Here is a 16935-nt window from a genome sequence, read left to right as displayed (position 1 = left end):
ATGTAAAGTGCTCGCAACGCAAAATAACCCCTCCGCAACACAAACGTAAATGCATCGGATTACAACGTAAAACTCCAACAGTACAGTCAAATTAATGCAAAACGCATAATTTATTCTCTAAACATGCATATTTAGATATGAAATGCGTATAGCATTTCTGTATGAAGCGCGCTAATAAGTCGTATAATCCTAAGATGACTTGCACGTATTCTACTGAAAAATCCTCGAAGTATTCCCTATTCATTGATAACTTCATTCTTTATATTCCAAATGCCCATACAGCAGCGTATCTGCTATAATGTACAGGACATTCCTAAAAAGGAGCGATTTTAATGGCAAAAGTACATGTTTTCGATCACCCGCTGATCCAGCATAAATTGACGCATATCCGTGATGTGAATACAGGGACGAAGGAGTTCCGCGAACTTGTAGATGAAGTGGCAACATTGATGGCATATGAAATTACTCGTGATCTTCCATTGACGGAAGTTGAAGTTGAGACGCCTGTACGTGTTGCAAAATCCAATGTTTTGGCTGGTAAGAAATTAGGAATCGTGCCAATCCTTCGTGCTGGCATCGGCATGGTGGATGGTATTTTGAAATTGATTCCAGCAGCGAAAGTAGGTCATATTGGTTTATTCCGTGATCCTGAAACACTTCAGCCGCATGAGTATTTCGTAAAGTTGCCGTCTGATGTGTCGGAGAGGGAATTCATACTTGTTGACCCGATGCTTGCTACAGGTGGAACAGCTGTGGAAGCTGTTAATTCTTTGAAAAAGCGTGGCGCGAAAAATATCCGTTTTATGTGCCTCATCGCTGCACCGGAAGGCGTCGAAGTTTTTACGGAAGCGCATCCTGATGTAGATGTATACATTGCTGCTTTGGACGAGAAGTTGAATGAAAAAGGCTATATCGTTCCTGGATTAGGAGATGCAGGAGACCGTCTATTTGGAACAAAATAAGAAGGAGGGGATGGGAATGCAACAAAAATGGAAAGTGATGACCATCTTTGGAACAAGACCTGAAGCGATTAAAATGGCCCCGCTTGTTTTGGAATTGGAAAAGCATGAAGAGATCGAGTCAATCGTCACAGTTACGGCACAGCATCGCCAAATGCTTGACCAAGTGTTAGAGACTTTCGGGATTCAGCCTGACTACGATCTCAATATTATGAAAGACCGTCAAACACTTGTCGACGTGGCAACGAAAGGACTTGAAGGACTCGACCGAATCATGAAAGAAGCGAAGCCGGATATCGTCCTTGTCCATGGAGATACATCGACTACGTTTATCGGAAGTCTTGCCGCTTTTTATAATAAGATTGCAGTAGGGCATGTGGAAGCGGGCCTTCGGACATGGGACAAGTATTCTCCATATCCTGAGGAGATGAACCGCCAACTGACCGGCGTATTAGCCGACCTTCATTTTTCGCCTACTGAGAAATCAGCTCAGAATCTATTAAATGAAGGAAAGCCTGAAGATCGCATATACATAACGGGCAATACTGCTATTGATGCGCTTCAGACAACTGTGAGAGAGCAATACAATCACCCGATTTTCGATAAAATCGGGGATGACAGGCTAATTCTTTTGACGGCACATCGCCGTGAAAACTTGGGCGAACCGATGCGTAATATGTTTCGGGCGATCGTTAGGCTTTTGGAAAAGCATCCTGACACACAAGTCATTTATCCAGTGCATATGAATCCAGCTGTTCGGGAAGTTGCGGATGAAATCTTAGGGAAAAATGAACGTGTCCATTTAATTGAGCCGCTTGAAGTGCTTGATTTCCATAACTTCGCATCTCGTTCGCACATCATTTTGACGGATTCAGGGGGCATTCAAGAGGAAGCTCCATCTTTAGGTAAGCCGGTCATTGTTCTTCGCGATACGACTGAACGTCCGGAAGGAATTGCAGCTGGAACGCTGAAGCTTGCCGGAACAGACGAAGAAACGATTTTTACGATGGCAGACGAGCTGTTGTCCGATGAGACGGTTTATAATGAAATGGCTCATGCATCAAACCCATATGGTGATGGTCATGCTTCAGAACGGATCGTAAAAGCTTTAAAAGAGTATTTATCCAGCAATAACTGATAGACGAACCAATCGACAACGGGTAAATAAACCAGTCGTTACTTTCATTTAACGATAGGAATCAAACAACAAAGTCGGTGTGGAAAATACTCCACACCGACTTCAATTATAGTAGGGATTTCCCTTATAGGCAGAACAAGTAATTCAATTATGTCGATTATTTGACAATGAGAACAGTTTGTGAAGAATTTCACGGGAATCAATTGACATCAAAATGCCCCTATTGTATGCTTACAAAGGATAAGAATGATAGGGGATATGTACATCTAAAACTGTTAAAAAACAGTAAAATATGTATGATTCTATCAAGTCTTTCACTGGAAGTCGTTCCGAATGAAACACATGCCTTGTTCATGTGTGCATATACATTCATTTGCAGACGACATTCAATCACAATTATAGGTTCCGACCTTCATTTGGAGTCTTAATCTTAGTACAAGCCTTACACGGCTCTGTACACACTTTACCCTTTCAATCCGCTTGCTAAACCGGCAAAATACATTTCAGGAGAATCATCCATCATGCATACTTTGCGACAAATTTTTAATAGGCAGAAGAAAGCGCTCTTTTTTTTGTCTGCATTGTTTGTTTTAGGGTGGGCATTTACTGATTGGAAAACGATTTTTGCAGGGTTGATCTTAGGTTCTTTGTTCGGATTGTATAATTTTTGGATACTTGTCCGTAGAATGGAAAGATTTGATCAAAGCATAACGGAAGGGAAAGAGCGTAAGTCAATCGGAGGAACCGCATTGCGATTCGCTTCGGGCGTCGCTGCGGCGGCAATTGCTTTATCGATGCCGGAGAAATTCAACCTGATTGGAACTGTAATCGGGCTAATGATTCCGTATGTCTTGTTGCTTGTCGACAGGATTATCGTGCACGTAAAGCACTACTAAACTAAATTGATTGCAAAAGGGAGGTGAACGAAACGTGAACCATGAAAATCCGGATTTCTCAATCGGAATCTTAACCTTTAACCCAGCAAACATACTCATGCTGTTTGTTACATGTCTTATCGTATTTTTGATTGCATTCTTTTCTACGCGTAATCTGAAGCTAAAACCGACGGGCATGCAAAATTTCATGGAGTGGGTTATGGATTTCGTCAAAGGGATCATCAAGAACAACATGGACTGGAAAACAGGTGGTCGCTTCCATGTCTTAGGTATCACGCTGATCATGTTCGTCTTCGTTGCCAATATGTTAGGACTGCCGCTTGCGGTTGTATGGAAAGGCGAATTGTGGTGGAAATCGCCGACAGCCGATCCAGTCATCACGCTGACGCTCGCTTCGATGGTAGTCGTTTTAACGCACTATTATGGCGTGAAGCAGCTAGGCACGAAAGGGTACTTCAAAACGTACCTGCAGCCGATGCCTTTCTTGGCACCGCTGAAAATCATTGAAGAATTCGCAAACACGTTGACATTAGGTCTGCGTCTTTATGGTAACATTTTCGCTGGTGAAATCCTGATTGGCCTATTGGCGGGATTAGGTGCTTCCAGTGCATTCGGTTTAGTAGGTGCATTAGTTCCTGCACTTGCATGGCAAGGGTTCTCCATTTTCATCGGAGCGATCCAAGCATTTATTTTCGTTATGTTAACGATGGTCTACATGGCACATAAAGTCGAAACAGACCATTAAACATATATTGCCCTTCATACGGGTTGCATAAAACAAAACATGAATTTTTAGGAGGATATTACACTATGGTAGGTTCAGTAGGTCTATTAGCAGCAGCACTTGCAGTTGGCTTAGGTGCACTTGGTGCAGGTATTGGTAACGGTTTGATCGTTTCGAAAACAGTTGAAGGTATCGCTCGTCAACCAGAAGCACGCGGTATGCTTCAAACGACAATGTTCATTGGGGTAGCGTTAGTTGAGGCCCTTCCGATCATCGCGACAGTTATCGCGTTTATCGTAATGAACCAATAATAGTTTTAAAACTTATGGCGAAGAACGCGATGGACTGCCCTTCGCCATTCATTTATGTCACAAATGACGTTTGAAAAGCAGTTTTAAAGTTGAAAATTAAGAATGACGTTCTTTCTATACAATTACGAAAATGACACAAGCTCTTGAAGGGAGTGAAACAATCGTGTTAGGAAATACCTTCGTCCTTTTGTCAGCAGATGCTGACGCCGGATTTTTGGCGGCATTGAATAAAAACCTTAACTTAGGTGACATCATCGTCACTGTCCTATTCTTCACGATTCTCATGGTTCTTCTGAAAAAGTTCGCATGGGGCCCGCTTATGGGAGTGATGCAACAACGTGCCGAGCTGATTTCGAGCGAAATTGAAGCGGCAGAACAGAGCCGTTTAGAATCCCAAAAGTTATTGGAAGAACAACGCGCATTATTGAAAGAAGCACGTGACAATGCACAAGCGATTGTGGAAAATGCTCGTAAGCAAGGTGAAACACAGCGTGAAGAGCTAATTTCTGCAGCACGCTCAGAAGTATCTCGTATGAAAGAAGCAGCTACGCTTGAAATTGCGACTGAAAAAGAAAAAGCAGTTGCAGCAGTACGTGAAGAATTCGTATCTCTTTCCATCCTTGCAGCGTCTAAAGTACTTGGGAAGGAAGTTTCCGAGGAAGATAACCGCGCATTGATTGAAGAAACGATTGTGAAGGCAGGCGAAGGCCGATGACACAATCGGTAGTCGCAAAACGTTATGCTTCCGCATTGTTTAACCTTTCACAACAAAAAGGGCAAACCGCTTTGGTTCAAGAAGAAATAGAAGAATTAAAGAAAGCGTTCAAAGAGAATAAAGAATTGGAACAACTTTTAAGTTCTCCAAGGTTCTCGATCGGTAAGAAAAAAGAGATGGTTGCTGCAATCTTTAGTGGAGCAAACCCAATCATTTTAAATACCCTATTCGTTCTGCTTGATGCTAAGCGCATGAGCGAAGTGTTAGATGTTTTTGCTGAATTCCATGAGCTTGCAAATGAAGCTGCAGGAATCGCGGACGCGAAGGTCTACTCAACTCGTCCGTTGACAGATGTAGAGTCGAACTCGATTTCTACAACATTTGCACATAAAGTCGGTAAACAATCATTACGTATTGAAAATATCATCGATCCAAGCTTGATCGGAGGCGTACGCCTTCAAATCGGCAATCAAATTTACGACAGCAGCTTGAGTGCGAAGCTATCTAAGCTGCAACGTAATTTAATTGGATCATAATCTGAAATTGAGGGGTGACATACATGAGCATCAAAGCTGAAGAAATCAGCGTGCTGATTAAGCAGCAGATTGAAAACTATCAGTCTGAGATGGAAGTTAGCGAAGTCGGTACGGTTATCAGAATCGGTGACGGTATCGCTCTTGCTCATGGCCTCGACAACGTCATGGCTGGAGAACTTCTTGAGTTCTCAAACGGTGTCATGGGTATGGCGCAAAACTTGGAAGCGAACAACGTAGGTATCGTTATCCTCGGACCATACACTGACATTAAAGAAGGCGATGAAGTACGTCGAACTGGCCGTATTATGGAGGTTCCTGTCGGTGAACAATTGATTGGACGTGTAGTGAATTCACTCGGAATGCCGGTTGATGGATTAGGTCCAATCGAAACGACAAAAACTCGTCCAATTGAAAGTCCTGCGCAAGGTGTTATGGCGCGTAAATCTGTTCATGAGCCATTGCAAACAGGCATTAAGGCGATCGATGCACTTGTACCGATCGGCCGTGGACAGCGTGAATTGATCATCGGTGACCGTCAAACAGGTAAAACAACTGTTGCGATCGATACGATCTTAAACCAAGCTGACCAAGATATGATTTGTATTTATGTAGCAATCGGACAAAAAGAATCTACTGTGCGTGGGGTAGTTGAAACACTTCGTAAACACGGAGCGCTTGATTACACAATCGTTGTAACAGCATCGGCTTCATCTCCAGCACCGCTTCTATATCTTGCACCATATACAGGTGTAACGATGGCAGAAGAATTCATGTTCCAAGGCAAGCACGTACTTGTTGTCTACGATGACCTTTCGAAACAAGCTGCTGCTTACCGTGAGCTTTCCTTACTACTTCGCCGTCCTCCAGGTCGTGAAGCGTACCCTGGTGACGTATTCTACTTGCACTCCCGTCTATTAGAGCGTGCAGCGAAGTTGAACGATACATTAGGAGCAGGTTCAATCACTGCCCTACCATTCGTTGAAACACAAGCTGGGGATATCTCTGCTTACATTCCAACGAACGTAATTTCCATCACTGATGGACAGATCTTCTTGCAATCGGATCTATTCTTCTCGGGCGTTCGTCCGGCGATCAACGCTGGTCTTTCCGTATCCCGTGTTGGTGGTTCCGCGCAAATCAAAGCGATGAAAAAAGTTGCTGGTACACTTCGTCTTGACCTTGCTGCATTCCGTGAACTTGAGGCGTTCTCACAATTCGGTTCTGACCTTGATGCTGCAACGAAAGCGAAACTTGACCGCGGTGCACGTACAGTTGAAGTGTTGAAACAAGACTTGAACAAACCGCTTAAAGTTGAGTATCAAGTCGTAATTCTATACGCATTGACTCGCGGCCTACTTGATGATGTAGCTGTACATGACATCTTGCGTTTCGAAAGTGAAATTACAAGCTGGCTAGAGTCGAACCACACTGAAGTGTACGATCATATCCGTACGACGAAAGACCTTCCGTCTGACGATGTCATGAAAGACGCGATCAACGCGTTCAAGAAAAACTTCGTACCGTCTGAAGCTTAATTCGAACAGAATTTTAGGATTTTGATCTACTATACAATAAGGTGGTGAATTGCCAGTGGTATCTTTACGCGATATTGAAAACCGTATTAAATCAACTAAGAAGACGAGTCAGATTACGAAAGCGATGCAAATGGTTTCTGCTTCCAAATTGAACCGTGCCGAATTAAATGCGAAAGCGTTCGTTCCATACATGGAGAAAATACAGGAAGTTGTCGGTGCAATCGCGAGCGCGACAAGCGACTCCGGACATCCGATGCTCGTTTCCCGTCCAGTGAAAAAGACAGGTTATATTATCGTTACATCCGACCGTGGCCTCGTCGGCGGTTACAACAGTAACATCTTCCGTGCTGCACGCCGTGCCATCGAAGAACGCCACACCTCAAAAGAGGAAGTGAGGATCATTGCGATCGGACGCAAAGGATATGAATTTTTCAGCCGTCTTGGCTATGAAGTTGTCGATAGCTTGTTGGGCGTATCTGACCATCCTTCATTTGATGAAATAAAAGCAATCGCGAACCGAGCTGTTGGCATGTTCACAGAAGGCGAATACGATGAAGTGTATCTTTACTACAATCACTTCATCTCCGCCATCTCCAATGAAGTGACGGAAAAGAAATTGCTTCCGCTCACAGACCTTTCATCAGCGTCAACGATGGCTTCGTACGAATTTGAGCCTTCAGCGGAAGCGATTCTTGAAACGCTTCTTCCGCAATACGCGGAAAGCCTCATCTACGGAGCAGTGCTTGATGGAAAAGCGAGCGAACATGCTTCCAGTATGACAGCGATGAAGACTGCAACGGATAATGCATCCGAATTGATTGATTCGTTAACTCTTTCATTCAACCGTGCACGCCAAGCGGCAATTACGCAAGAGATCACAGAGATCGTCGGCGGAGTCGCGGCATTAGAATAAGCACGTACTGAACGGTAAAAGTAAGACAGGAGGGAAAAGCATGAGTAAAGGACATATCCTTCAAGTTATGGGTCCGGTTGTTGACGTTAAATTTGAAAACGGCCAGCTTCCAGAGATCTACAACGCATTGAAGGTACAAATTGACCGTCCGAACGAACAACCTGTAACGTTGACGCTTGAAGTTGCGCTCCACCTTGGAGACGACTCAGTACGTACAATTGCGATGTCATCTACTGATGGCCTTAAACGCGGTACTGAAGTTGAAGACACAGGCACAGCGATTTCAGTTCCAGTTGGTGAAGTAACTCTTGGACGCGTATTTAACGTCTTAGGAGATGTAATTGACCTTGGTGAGGAGATCCCGTCTTCTGAACGACGCGACCCAATTCACCGTGAAGCTCCAAAATTCGAAAGTCTTTCAACAGAAGTTGAAATTCTTGAAACAGGTATTAAAGTTGTTGACTTGCTTGCACCATATATTAAAGGTGGTAAAATCGGCCTCTTCGGTGGTGCGGGTGTAGGGAAAACAGTTCTAATTCAAGAATTGATCAACAACATCGCTCAAGAACACGGTGGTATTTCCGTATTCGCAGGCGTTGGAGAACGTACACGTGAAGGGAACGACTTGTTCCACGAAATGACGGACTCCGGCGTTATCAATAAAACAGCAATGGTATTCGGTCAAATGAACGAGCCTCCTGGTGCACGTATGCGTGTTGCACTTACAGGACTTACAATGGCGGAATACTTCCGTGACGAACAAGGCGCGGACGTACTTCTGTTCATCGACAATATCTTCCGCTTTACACAAGCAGGTTCTGAGGTATCGGCACTACTTGGCCGTATGCCGTCTGCGGTTGGTTACCAACCGACACTTGCTACTGAGATGGGGCAGCTTCAAGAGCGTATCACATCTACAAACGTTGGTTCTGTAACATCAATCCAAGCGATTTACGTACCTGCCGATGACTACACTGACCCGGCACCAGCTACGACATTCGCTCACTTGGATGCAACAACGAACCTTGAGCGTAAACTATCTGAAATGGGTATCTACCCTGCGGTTGACCCACTTGCATCTACTTCACGCGCACTTAGCCCTGAAATCGTCGGCGAAGAGCACTATGACGTAGCACGTCAAGTACAAACAACTTTGCAGCGTTACCGTGAACTTCAAGATATTATCGCAATCCTTGGTATGGACGAATTAAGTGAAGATGACAAGTTAGTCGTAGGACGCGCTCGTCGTATTCAATTCTTCTTATCACAAAACTTCCACGTTGCCGAGCAATTTACAGGTCAACCAGGTTCATACGTACCGGTTGCTGAAACGGTTAAAGGCTTCAAGGAAATTTTGGAAGGCCGTTACGATCACCTTCCAGAAGATGCATTCCGCCTAGTCGGACGCATCGAAGAAGTGGTTGAAAAAGCGAAAAGCATGGGTGTAGAGGTCTAACAGTATTGTGGATCGAATTGGTTAGCCTTTGCCAAAGGACGCGGCATAATTTGGCTAACTTCCCTACTTCTGTTGTATGGTAAGAGGGGACAAAGGGACCCTACTTATCAGTGCCGAGGCATAATTGATTAAAGGGACCAGGAGGAAAAATCATGCAGACCATTAAAGTCAATATCGTCACTCCCGACGGCCCTGTTAGTGAAACTGAAGCGGATATGGTCATTGCGGCCACAGAAACCGGCGAAATCGGGATCCTTCCCGGTCATATCGCAATGGTTGCACCCCTTCAGATCGGTGCACTCCGCCTAAAAAAAGGAAGTTCGACTGAAAATGTCGCCGTCCATGGCGGGTTCATCGAAGTTCGTCCGGATGTTGTCACCGTTTTGGCACAACATGCAGAAATGGCTTCCAATATCGATATCGAACGCGCTAAGCGTGCGGCTAAACGTGCGGAAGAAGCACTACGGGCAAAAACGGATAAACTTGAGGCGCAATTGGTGGAACTTGATTTAAAACGTGCCATGAACCGCATCAAAGTTTATGAGATGAAATAAACTGTGACTAACCGGCGGGCAGAGGGAACTATTTCTTCTGTCCGCCTTTTTATCCGTACATACATTCGATATGTAGGAGGTAATCAATTTGAGTGATATGTTCTTATATAATCCATTGTTAGCAATCTTTTCCCATATTTTTTTCATTGGGATATCCTTCTATGCATTACAAGCGATTATGCCAGAAAAAATCATAAAAAAACACCGTGTTTTCCAGGCGCAATTACTTTTCATTTTATTGAGTTTTGCGATCGGTTCTTCTGTATCAAATTTCTTTTTAAACATATCCTATTGGGCAGGAAGGCTTCCAATTTTTTTTAGCTGACTGGTTTGCTGTAGAAAAAAACGGGTAAAAATTAGTAGTTGCGACGGAATCATTCATTCCATGTTATCGCCGCGTGTATGAATACGCGCATGCACGGGGCGATGGCATGAAAAATGATTATGTGACCAATCTTCAAGGAATTTACATAGTACAGAGGTCTTTCATGTCTCAACATAGCGAGAGCACAAATTGGGAAAGGGCTACATATTATAGACTATCTTGTAGATAGAGGGAAAATGGCTCTGTAGTAACTTGTCTAATCATGTAGAGCATTGTAGAATAGTATGTGTTTTTACGCTTTCATTATGAGTAAATTTTTCTGTACAATGGAACTAAGAAAAGTGCAGAAATAATCGTTGAAAACGGAGAATAAAAAATTGAGGGAATCGCTGGCATAGGGGTACTGTCAGTGTCCCACGAAGTTTCGTTCTATCGTATAATAATGGCAAATGGATAAAATGACAATTGAGTATAACTTAGAGTCGGAGGGGCTTTTTGTGGACAAAATCATTATAAACGGTGGACGCGCGCTTCATGGAAGTGTGCGTGTGGAAGGGGCTAAAAATGCCGTCCTGCCCATTTTAGCTGCCGCGCTTCTTGCAACTGAAGGGCCGAACATCATTCGTGATGTACCGAACCTTTCGGACGTCAAGACGATCAACGAAGTGGTAAAAAGCTTAAACGCCAAAGTCGAATATGATGCAAACAAAGGTCAAGTGATTATCGATTCTACTGAGCAGCTAAAAAGCGAAGCTCAGTTTGAATATGTTCGAAAAATGAGGGCATCCATTTTAGTAATGGGGCCGCTTTTGGCTCGGAATGGTTTTGCCCGGGTCGCATTACCAGGCGGTTGTGCAATCGGATCTCGACCAATCGACCAGCATTTAAAAGGCTTCGAAGCAATGGGTGCCGAAATTACATTTGGACACGGACATGTCGAAGCGAAAGCGCCAAACGGGTTAAAGGGAACGAAGATTTATCTGGACTTCCCGAGTGTCGGTGCAACCGAAAACATTATGACAGCTGCCGCATTGGCTGATGGAACGACAATCATCGAAAATGCAGCGAAAGAACCGGAAATTGTAGATCTTGCTAACTTTATTAACGAAATGGGCGGGAAGGTGGTCGGTGCAGGTACCGATGCAATCCGTGTTGAAGGTGTCAAACAACTGCACGGTACGATTCACCACATCATCCCGGATCGAATTGAAACCGGTACATTCATGGTAGCAGCTGCGATTACAGGCGGAGATGTTGTAATTGAAAACGCGGTACCTGAACATAATGCAGCACTCATTTCAAAATTAGGCGAAATGGGCGTCAACATTATTGAATTGGATGAAGGCATCCGAATCCAGGCGAACTATCCATTAAAAGCGGTTGACCTAAAAACGATGCCGCATCCGGGTTTCCCGACAGACATGCAATCTCAAATGATGGCGCTTATGCTGACCGCAACCGGAACAGGCGTACTAACCGAAACAGTATTCGAAAACCGTTTCATGCACGTCGAAGAATTCCGCCGCATGAATGCCAACGTTAAGATAGAAGGACGCTCCGTCATCATTTCGGGTCCGTCCAAACTGCAAGGCGCAGAAGTCGCAGCAACCGACCTCCGCGCAGCAGCAGCGCTGATCTTAGCAGGTCTTTCTGCAGAAGGCGTCACACGTGTAACCGAACTCGACCACTTAGATAGAGGTTACGTCGACTTCCATAAAAAACTAAAAGCATTAGGAGCCGACATTGAACGCGTTTCAACAGAAGAAACAAAAAAACAAACAGAGAAGCAACACGCATAACGTATTCATCACATACCTTATCCGAAGCTTCAAGACTGTCCACGCCCGGACAGTCTTTTTTGTTGTGAATCAAATACCGTTGCTCCCCAGACGTATGACTCACGTGCCATGGGCTAAGAATAGTGCGAAACGCTGTGTAGAAACGCCCAATACTTTTGAACTGCGTTTAATTGCTATGGATTACGCATAACTAAAGCAGTTTACATAATGATTGCTAGATGCATGTGGATCGTAGCAAACGTATAAAACCGTGAAATAAACGCATATTTGTTTTTGAATACGTATTAAGTAGATCAACGTTACATAATCCGCAAAACGAAAACATGAAAAATATTCATTTGGCAAAAGCATGTACCATGCCAAATCAATCTCTTTCCAATTAGCAGATCCTCACGGTTATAGCATCCACAGCCAATGTAACTCGCCCACATCACAAATATCTTGTCCATAGCATGCGTAATCTGTTCACAGGCGCATAAACAGCTTTAGAATACGCAAAACGCTGTAGAATGGCGCATAAACAGCTTACGCAACGCATAACGCTCATCATACGCTCATAACTCGCTCCCGCGCCCTCATAACTGTCACTAATCGCCGCACAAAGCTCTCTCATACGAACGCATAACCAGCCCCGGTCACCGGACCACTTCCGCAAATCAAGCCAAAACCATACACCTACAAAATCTACCTGCAATCGCAAACTCACAACAGACGATAATTTTCCATGAATGAATCAATCATTTCATTCATATATTCAAATATGGACAAACTACTAGCCGTTTTATTCATCATTCTACTTTTTTTCATCCCAATTACATTGAAAAAGACTTTTGTAGACGAGAAAGCAGTAAAAGAGGCAGAGGAACCATGTACCGTCTTCATTACCGTTGAGGGAGAAGAGCAGCCGATCCCGCTTGAAGAATACGTCTTAGGCGTTGTAGCCGGAGAGATGCCGGTTTCTTTCCATGAGGAAGCGTTGAAAGCACAGGCAATTGCTGCTCGCACGTATGCACTTCAGACAACGGATCATGGCAAAAAACCGATCGCTGCCACTGTGGCCGCTCAAGTGTATAAAACGAAGGCGGAGCGCAAAAAAAGATGGGGAAAGGAGTATAAGCGCAACGAACGCAAATTGCGTAAAATCGTAGAAGCAACAAATGGACAAACAATCGTATATGGAGAAGAAATGATCACAGCAATGTTTTTTTCCACATCGAATGGCAAGACTGAGACTGCACAGAACTACAGTGGCAATTCGATCCCTTATTTACAAAGTGTTGAGAGCCCTGATGAGGAAATAGTGGAAGCGACTGTCGAACGGCAAATTGAACTCCCAATCCAAAAATGGAACGAAGCGCTCAATATAAATTGGAATGCAGAGCATTTCAAAAGTTTGAAGTTAGTTCGGAACCAGACAGGACGGGTACAAAAAGTCATTTCCACAAACTTTGAAATGTCGGGTCGGGAAATGCGGGAAGCATTAGGTCTTGCTTCAACGGATTTTGATATTGCATATGATGTAACAAACAAAATTGTCATCATCTCAACAAAAGGATATGGACATGGTGTAGGGATGAGCCAATACGGAGCAGAAGCGTTTGCTCAGAAAGGATGGAACGCGGAAAACATCTTAACCTACTATTATTCCGGCACAAAAATAAAAAAGTTTCAACTTAATGAATCTGAATGTTTAAAAACGTTCTCACTTGCAAACAATAGCAATTGAGGTGATGACAATGCGAGAAGAAAAACCGAAATCTCCTTCTCAGAAGAATAAGAGTCCAAAGAAGAATAGATGGCTCTGGCCTGCTATCTATTCGGGCATTGCTATTGTATTTGTCGGCATGATTTGGGGCTACAATGCCTTCGTACAAAAAGATAAGAACGAAACTGCCGACGTTACAGATGCAAATGAGCAGCCGATTGTAGAAACAAATGCATCATCCGAAGTACTCAAATACCCTTTCAGCGAAGATCTTTTTGAAAATGTGGCAATTTTACAAGAGTACTATGATGCAGAAGCAGATGAAGATATGCGTGAGAGCGCACTATTAGTCTTCAATCAAACCTATTTGACGAACAAAGGCTTATCGATTTCGGTGGATGGCCAACCATTTGAAGTCGTCGCAGCGTTGAGCGGAACAGTAGAAGAAGTTGTTATTGATGAATTCCGAGGTAGCGAAGTGACCATCTCACACGCTGATGGAATGACAACAATCTATGGCTCACTTACTGGTATTTTAGTAAAAGAAGGCGATCAAGTCCTTCAAGGGGACCCGATCGGCACTGCAACAAGCAACGAATGGAACGCTAAAGCTGGTACACACTTACATTTCCAAGTGCTGCAAGACGGTGTTCCAATCAACCCGCGCTCATTATTAGCTTTTTAAAATCAAGCCATTCCGGCAAACGGAGTGGCTTTTTTCTTTATCCGAACGGGACAGTTAAACCTGATCCTATTAAATGCAGTTCACAGTCTTACCCCGATAAGCATAATCATGCCCTCCATCGCATACGATAAATGAAGAAACGGAGCTGACAGGGAAAGGAAGAGGGCGTGCACGAGCAAATTCGGAGGCGATGCGTGCGCCTCGGCAAAATGTTGCTGGACACAGGACTTACCGTACGGGCGCTGGCGAAAGCTACGGGCTACTCAAAAAGCACGGTCCACAAAGATTTGACGGAACGTTTACCGAATGTCGATGTGGAATTATCTGAAGAAGTCGCCAAAATCTTAGCCTATCATAAGTCTGTCAGACATTTAAGAGGCGGTGAAGCAACACGTATGAAATGGATGAATGAAAATAAGAAAACGAGCAATACGTAACGGAAACAGACGGGGACGTGACCCAACCTATCGACAATAGGGAGCGGGTGGACCCTGTCTTTTCGCTAGTCTGCAAATGGGACCTCGAAAAACTCCTCACAAAGTTTAATGAAAATACCCATGTCTTTTATAATGGAAATATAAAGTCTTAGGAAATACAATAGATAAAAACTACAAATGTATAAAATTACATGTAAAAATATTCCATAATGTAATCTATCCAACCCATCTTTTTTTGAATAAAAAAATGCTAAATTCCGGAATTATCATATGTTCAACAATACGTGGTTATGCTACAATATAACCTAGTAGAATAGACTGACATAAGTATGTTTATTGAAGATGCTGGAAGGGGAAGCGGGATTGATGTTTGCAAAAGATATCGGGATCGACTTAGGTACGGCTAATGTATTGATCCATGTGAAAGGGAAAGGCATTGTGCTGGATGAACCAGCTGTTGTTGCAATAGACAAGCAGTCGAACAAAGTGTTGGCTGTTGGTGAAGAAGCAAGTAAAATGGTAGGAAGAACACCGGGAAATATCATCGCCATCAGACCGATGAAGGATGGTGTTATCGCGGATTTTGATGTGACCGAAGCGATGCTGCGTCATTTTATCAATAAGCTGAACGTCAAAGGTTTTTTATCGAAACCACGCATTTTAGTTTGCTGTCCGACCAATATTACGAGTGTAGAGCAAAAAGCGATTCAAGATGCTGCCGAAAAATCCGGAGGTAAAAAAGTATACTTGGAAGAAGAGCCGAAAGTGGCCGCGATCGGTGCAGGAATGGATATTTTCCAGCCAAGCGGCAATATGGTGATCGACATAGGTGGCGGAACGACTGACATTGCAGTTCTTTCCATGGGAGACATCGTTACTTCTGAATCCATAAAAGCAGCTGGCGATATGTTTGATAATGATATTATACAATACATTAAAAAGCAATATAAACTGCTGATAGGCGAAAGGACGGCCGAAGCGATCAAAGTGAGCATCGGAACTGTATTTGAGGGTGCCAAAAATGAACAGATGGACATTCGGGGGCGCGATATGGTGACCGGATTGCCGCGAACAATTACGATCCGTTCTGCTGAAGTGAATGAGGCTTTGAAAGAATCAGTCGGATTAATTTTGCACTCATCGAAAAACGTGCTTGAAAAAACACCGCCGGAATTATCTGCGGATATTATCGACCGAGGCATTTTCCTAACTGGAGGAGGCGCGCTCTTGCATGGAATTGACCAATTGCTTGCAGAAGAATTGAAAGTTCCGGTTTTCGTATCAGAAAACCCACTAAGTTGCGTTGCAGTCGGCACAGGAATTTTATTGGAAAATATCGATAAAGTATCTCGTTACTAATAATGGTATGGCTCATATATGAAGGAGGCGGACAGTTATGTTCCGTGGTTTTTATACAGTTGGCTCAGGCATGATTGCCCAACAGCGAAGAACTGAGCTGTTAGCTAACAATTTGGCAAATGCAAATACACCAGGTTTTAAAGCCGATCAATCTACAATTAGGTCATTTCCAGAAATGTACATGTCCAGTTTGAATGCTAACCGCATTCCGACTGAAAAAGGGTTGAATTTGAAAGGTTTGTCCCCTGTTGGAGAGCTATCGACAGGCGTTTATATGCAGGAGACGCTGCCGCTTTTCACTCAAGGCCAATTGCGTGAAACGGGCTTGACGACGGATATTGCGCTCGTGGATGGCGTACTGCCGATCAATGAAGAAACTGGACTGCCCGGAGCTGTCTTTTATAGGCTTGAAAACGGCAATGGCAATGAATATTACACGAAAAACGGCAATTTCATGCTCAATCCTGAAGGCTATTTAACAAATCCGACAGGGCAATATGTCTTAAGTGCAAATGGGCAAAGAATTCAGCTTCAAAATGACGATTTCCAAGTGACTAGCGAAGGAGTCATTATGGATGGCGGTACAGCTGTTGCAACATTAGGTGTTGCATTTGCGGCGCAGCCTGAAACTTTATCAAAAACGGGCAATGGGCTCTTTGCGAGTGAAGATGGCAATCTGCCGAACGCAGCTGTCACGAACGGTGTAAGCTTTTCATTCCAGCAAGGCTATATAGAGGGCTCAAATGTCGATTCAGCTCGCGCAATGACGGACATGCTCTCTGCATACCGCGCATTTGAAGCGAACCAGAAAATTTTGCAAGCCTATGACCGCAGTATGGAAAAAGCGGTGAATGAAATCGGACGGGTCAACGGATAACGTGAAATCGG

Annotated in this window: 18 protein-coding genes; all 18 read left to right on the top strand. The window is 43.8% G+C overall.

Features of this window, described 5'->3' with window-relative positions:
- Nucleotides 1-332 precede the first annotated feature (332 nt).
- Nucleotides 333-962 carry a uracil phosphoribosyltransferase gene (upp, locus tag WFH04_RS04190; protein ID WP_336822808.1) on the top strand — a complete coding sequence of 210 codons (630 nt, stop codon included), beginning with the start codon at nucleotides 333-335 and terminating at the stop codon, nucleotides 960-962.
- Between the two features lie 16 nt (nucleotides 963-978).
- Complete coding sequence (wecB, locus tag WFH04_RS04185) at nucleotides 979-2097, top strand: non-hydrolyzing UDP-N-acetylglucosamine 2-epimerase (RefSeq protein ID WP_336822807.1); 1119 nt, start codon at nucleotides 979-981, stop codon at nucleotides 2095-2097.
- 521 nt (nucleotides 2098-2618) lie between these two features.
- Nucleotides 2619-2993 carry an ATP synthase subunit I gene (locus WFH04_RS04180; RefSeq protein ID WP_336822806.1) on the top strand — a complete coding sequence of 125 codons (375 nt, stop codon included), beginning with the start codon at nucleotides 2619-2621 and terminating at the stop codon, nucleotides 2991-2993.
- A 34-nt stretch (nucleotides 2994-3027) separates the two neighbouring features.
- Complete coding sequence (gene atpB / locus WFH04_RS04175) at nucleotides 3028-3738, top strand: F0F1 ATP synthase subunit A (protein ID WP_336822805.1); 711 nt, start codon at nucleotides 3028-3030, stop codon at nucleotides 3736-3738.
- A 65-nt stretch (nucleotides 3739-3803) separates the two neighbouring features.
- Nucleotides 3804-4028, top strand: a complete 225-nt coding sequence (gene atpE, locus WFH04_RS04170) for a F0F1 ATP synthase subunit C (protein ID WP_252501943.1) — start codon at nucleotides 3804-3806, stop codon at nucleotides 4026-4028.
- Nucleotides 4029-4191: 163 nt separating this feature from the next.
- Nucleotides 4192-4743 (top strand): F0F1 ATP synthase subunit B, encoded by a 552-nt coding sequence (atpF, locus tag WFH04_RS04165; RefSeq protein WP_336822804.1) that lies wholly within the window; start codon nucleotides 4192-4194, stop codon nucleotides 4741-4743.
- Complete coding sequence (locus tag WFH04_RS04160; protein WP_336822803.1) at nucleotides 4740-5279, top strand: F0F1 ATP synthase subunit delta; 540 nt, start codon at nucleotides 4740-4742, stop codon at nucleotides 5277-5279. Before atpF ends, WFH04_RS04160 begins: the two co-directional genes overlap by 4 nt.
- A 23-nt stretch (nucleotides 5280-5302) precedes the next feature.
- Entirely contained in the window at nucleotides 5303-6814 is a 1512-nt protein-coding gene (gene atpA / locus WFH04_RS04155) for a F0F1 ATP synthase subunit alpha (RefSeq protein WP_336822802.1), read from the top strand.
- 55 nt (nucleotides 6815-6869) lie between these two features.
- A complete protein-coding gene (atpG, locus tag WFH04_RS04150) occupies nucleotides 6870-7727 on the top strand; it encodes an ATP synthase F1 subunit gamma (protein ID WP_336822801.1) in 858 nt (285 codons plus the stop codon).
- A 40-nt stretch (nucleotides 7728-7767) separates the two neighbouring features.
- Nucleotides 7768-9183, top strand: coding sequence for a F0F1 ATP synthase subunit beta (gene atpD / locus WFH04_RS04145; protein ID WP_336822800.1), 1416 nt, complete (start codon nucleotides 7768-7770; stop codon nucleotides 9181-9183).
- A 152-nt stretch (nucleotides 9184-9335) separates the two neighbouring features.
- Nucleotides 9336-9737 carry a F0F1 ATP synthase subunit epsilon gene (locus WFH04_RS04140; protein ID WP_336822799.1) on the top strand — a complete coding sequence of 134 codons (402 nt, stop codon included), beginning with the start codon at nucleotides 9336-9338 and terminating at the stop codon, nucleotides 9735-9737.
- 97 nt (nucleotides 9738-9834) lie between these two features.
- Nucleotides 9835-10062 (top strand): DUF1146 family protein, encoded by a 228-nt coding sequence (locus WFH04_RS04135; RefSeq protein ID WP_336822880.1) that lies wholly within the window; start codon nucleotides 9835-9837, stop codon nucleotides 10060-10062.
- A 497-nt stretch (nucleotides 10063-10559) separates the two neighbouring features.
- Nucleotides 10560-11861 carry a UDP-N-acetylglucosamine 1-carboxyvinyltransferase gene (gene murA, locus WFH04_RS04130; protein WP_336822798.1) on the top strand — a complete coding sequence of 434 codons (1302 nt, stop codon included), beginning with the start codon at nucleotides 10560-10562 and terminating at the stop codon, nucleotides 11859-11861.
- A gap of 724 nt (nucleotides 11862-12585) precedes the next feature.
- Nucleotides 12586-13587, top strand: coding sequence for a stage II sporulation protein D (spoIID, locus tag WFH04_RS04125; RefSeq protein ID WP_336822797.1), 1002 nt, complete (start codon nucleotides 12586-12588; stop codon nucleotides 13585-13587).
- A 10-nt stretch (nucleotides 13588-13597) separates the two neighbouring features.
- Complete coding sequence (locus WFH04_RS04120; protein WP_336822796.1) at nucleotides 13598-14251, top strand: peptidoglycan DD-metalloendopeptidase family protein; 654 nt, start codon at nucleotides 13598-13600, stop codon at nucleotides 14249-14251.
- A 167-nt stretch (nucleotides 14252-14418) separates the two neighbouring features.
- Complete coding sequence (locus WFH04_RS04115) at nucleotides 14419-14688, top strand: sporulation transcriptional regulator SpoIIID (protein WP_336822795.1); 270 nt, start codon at nucleotides 14419-14421, stop codon at nucleotides 14686-14688.
- Nucleotides 14689-15054: 366 nt separating this feature from the next.
- The gene (gene mreB / locus WFH04_RS04110; RefSeq protein WP_336822879.1) at nucleotides 15055-16047 is read left to right on the top strand and encodes a rod shape-determining protein; all 993 of its coding nucleotides are present in this window, start codon (nucleotides 15055-15057) and stop codon (nucleotides 16045-16047) included.
- Nucleotides 16048-16084: 37 nt separating this feature from the next.
- The gene (locus WFH04_RS04105) at nucleotides 16085-16924 is read left to right on the top strand and encodes a flagellar hook-basal body protein (RefSeq protein ID WP_336822794.1); all 840 of its coding nucleotides are present in this window, start codon (nucleotides 16085-16087) and stop codon (nucleotides 16922-16924) included.
- The last annotated feature ends 11 nt before the right edge of the window (nucleotides 16925-16935 follow it).

Source organism: Sporosarcina sp. USHLN248 (assembly GCF_037144575.1).
Classification (GTDB): Bacteria; Bacillota; Bacilli; order Bacillales_A; family Planococcaceae; genus Sporosarcina; species Sporosarcina contaminans.
The sequence above is the reverse complement of the archived record's forward strand: the minus strand, read 5'-3'. Positions and strand labels throughout refer to the sequence as shown.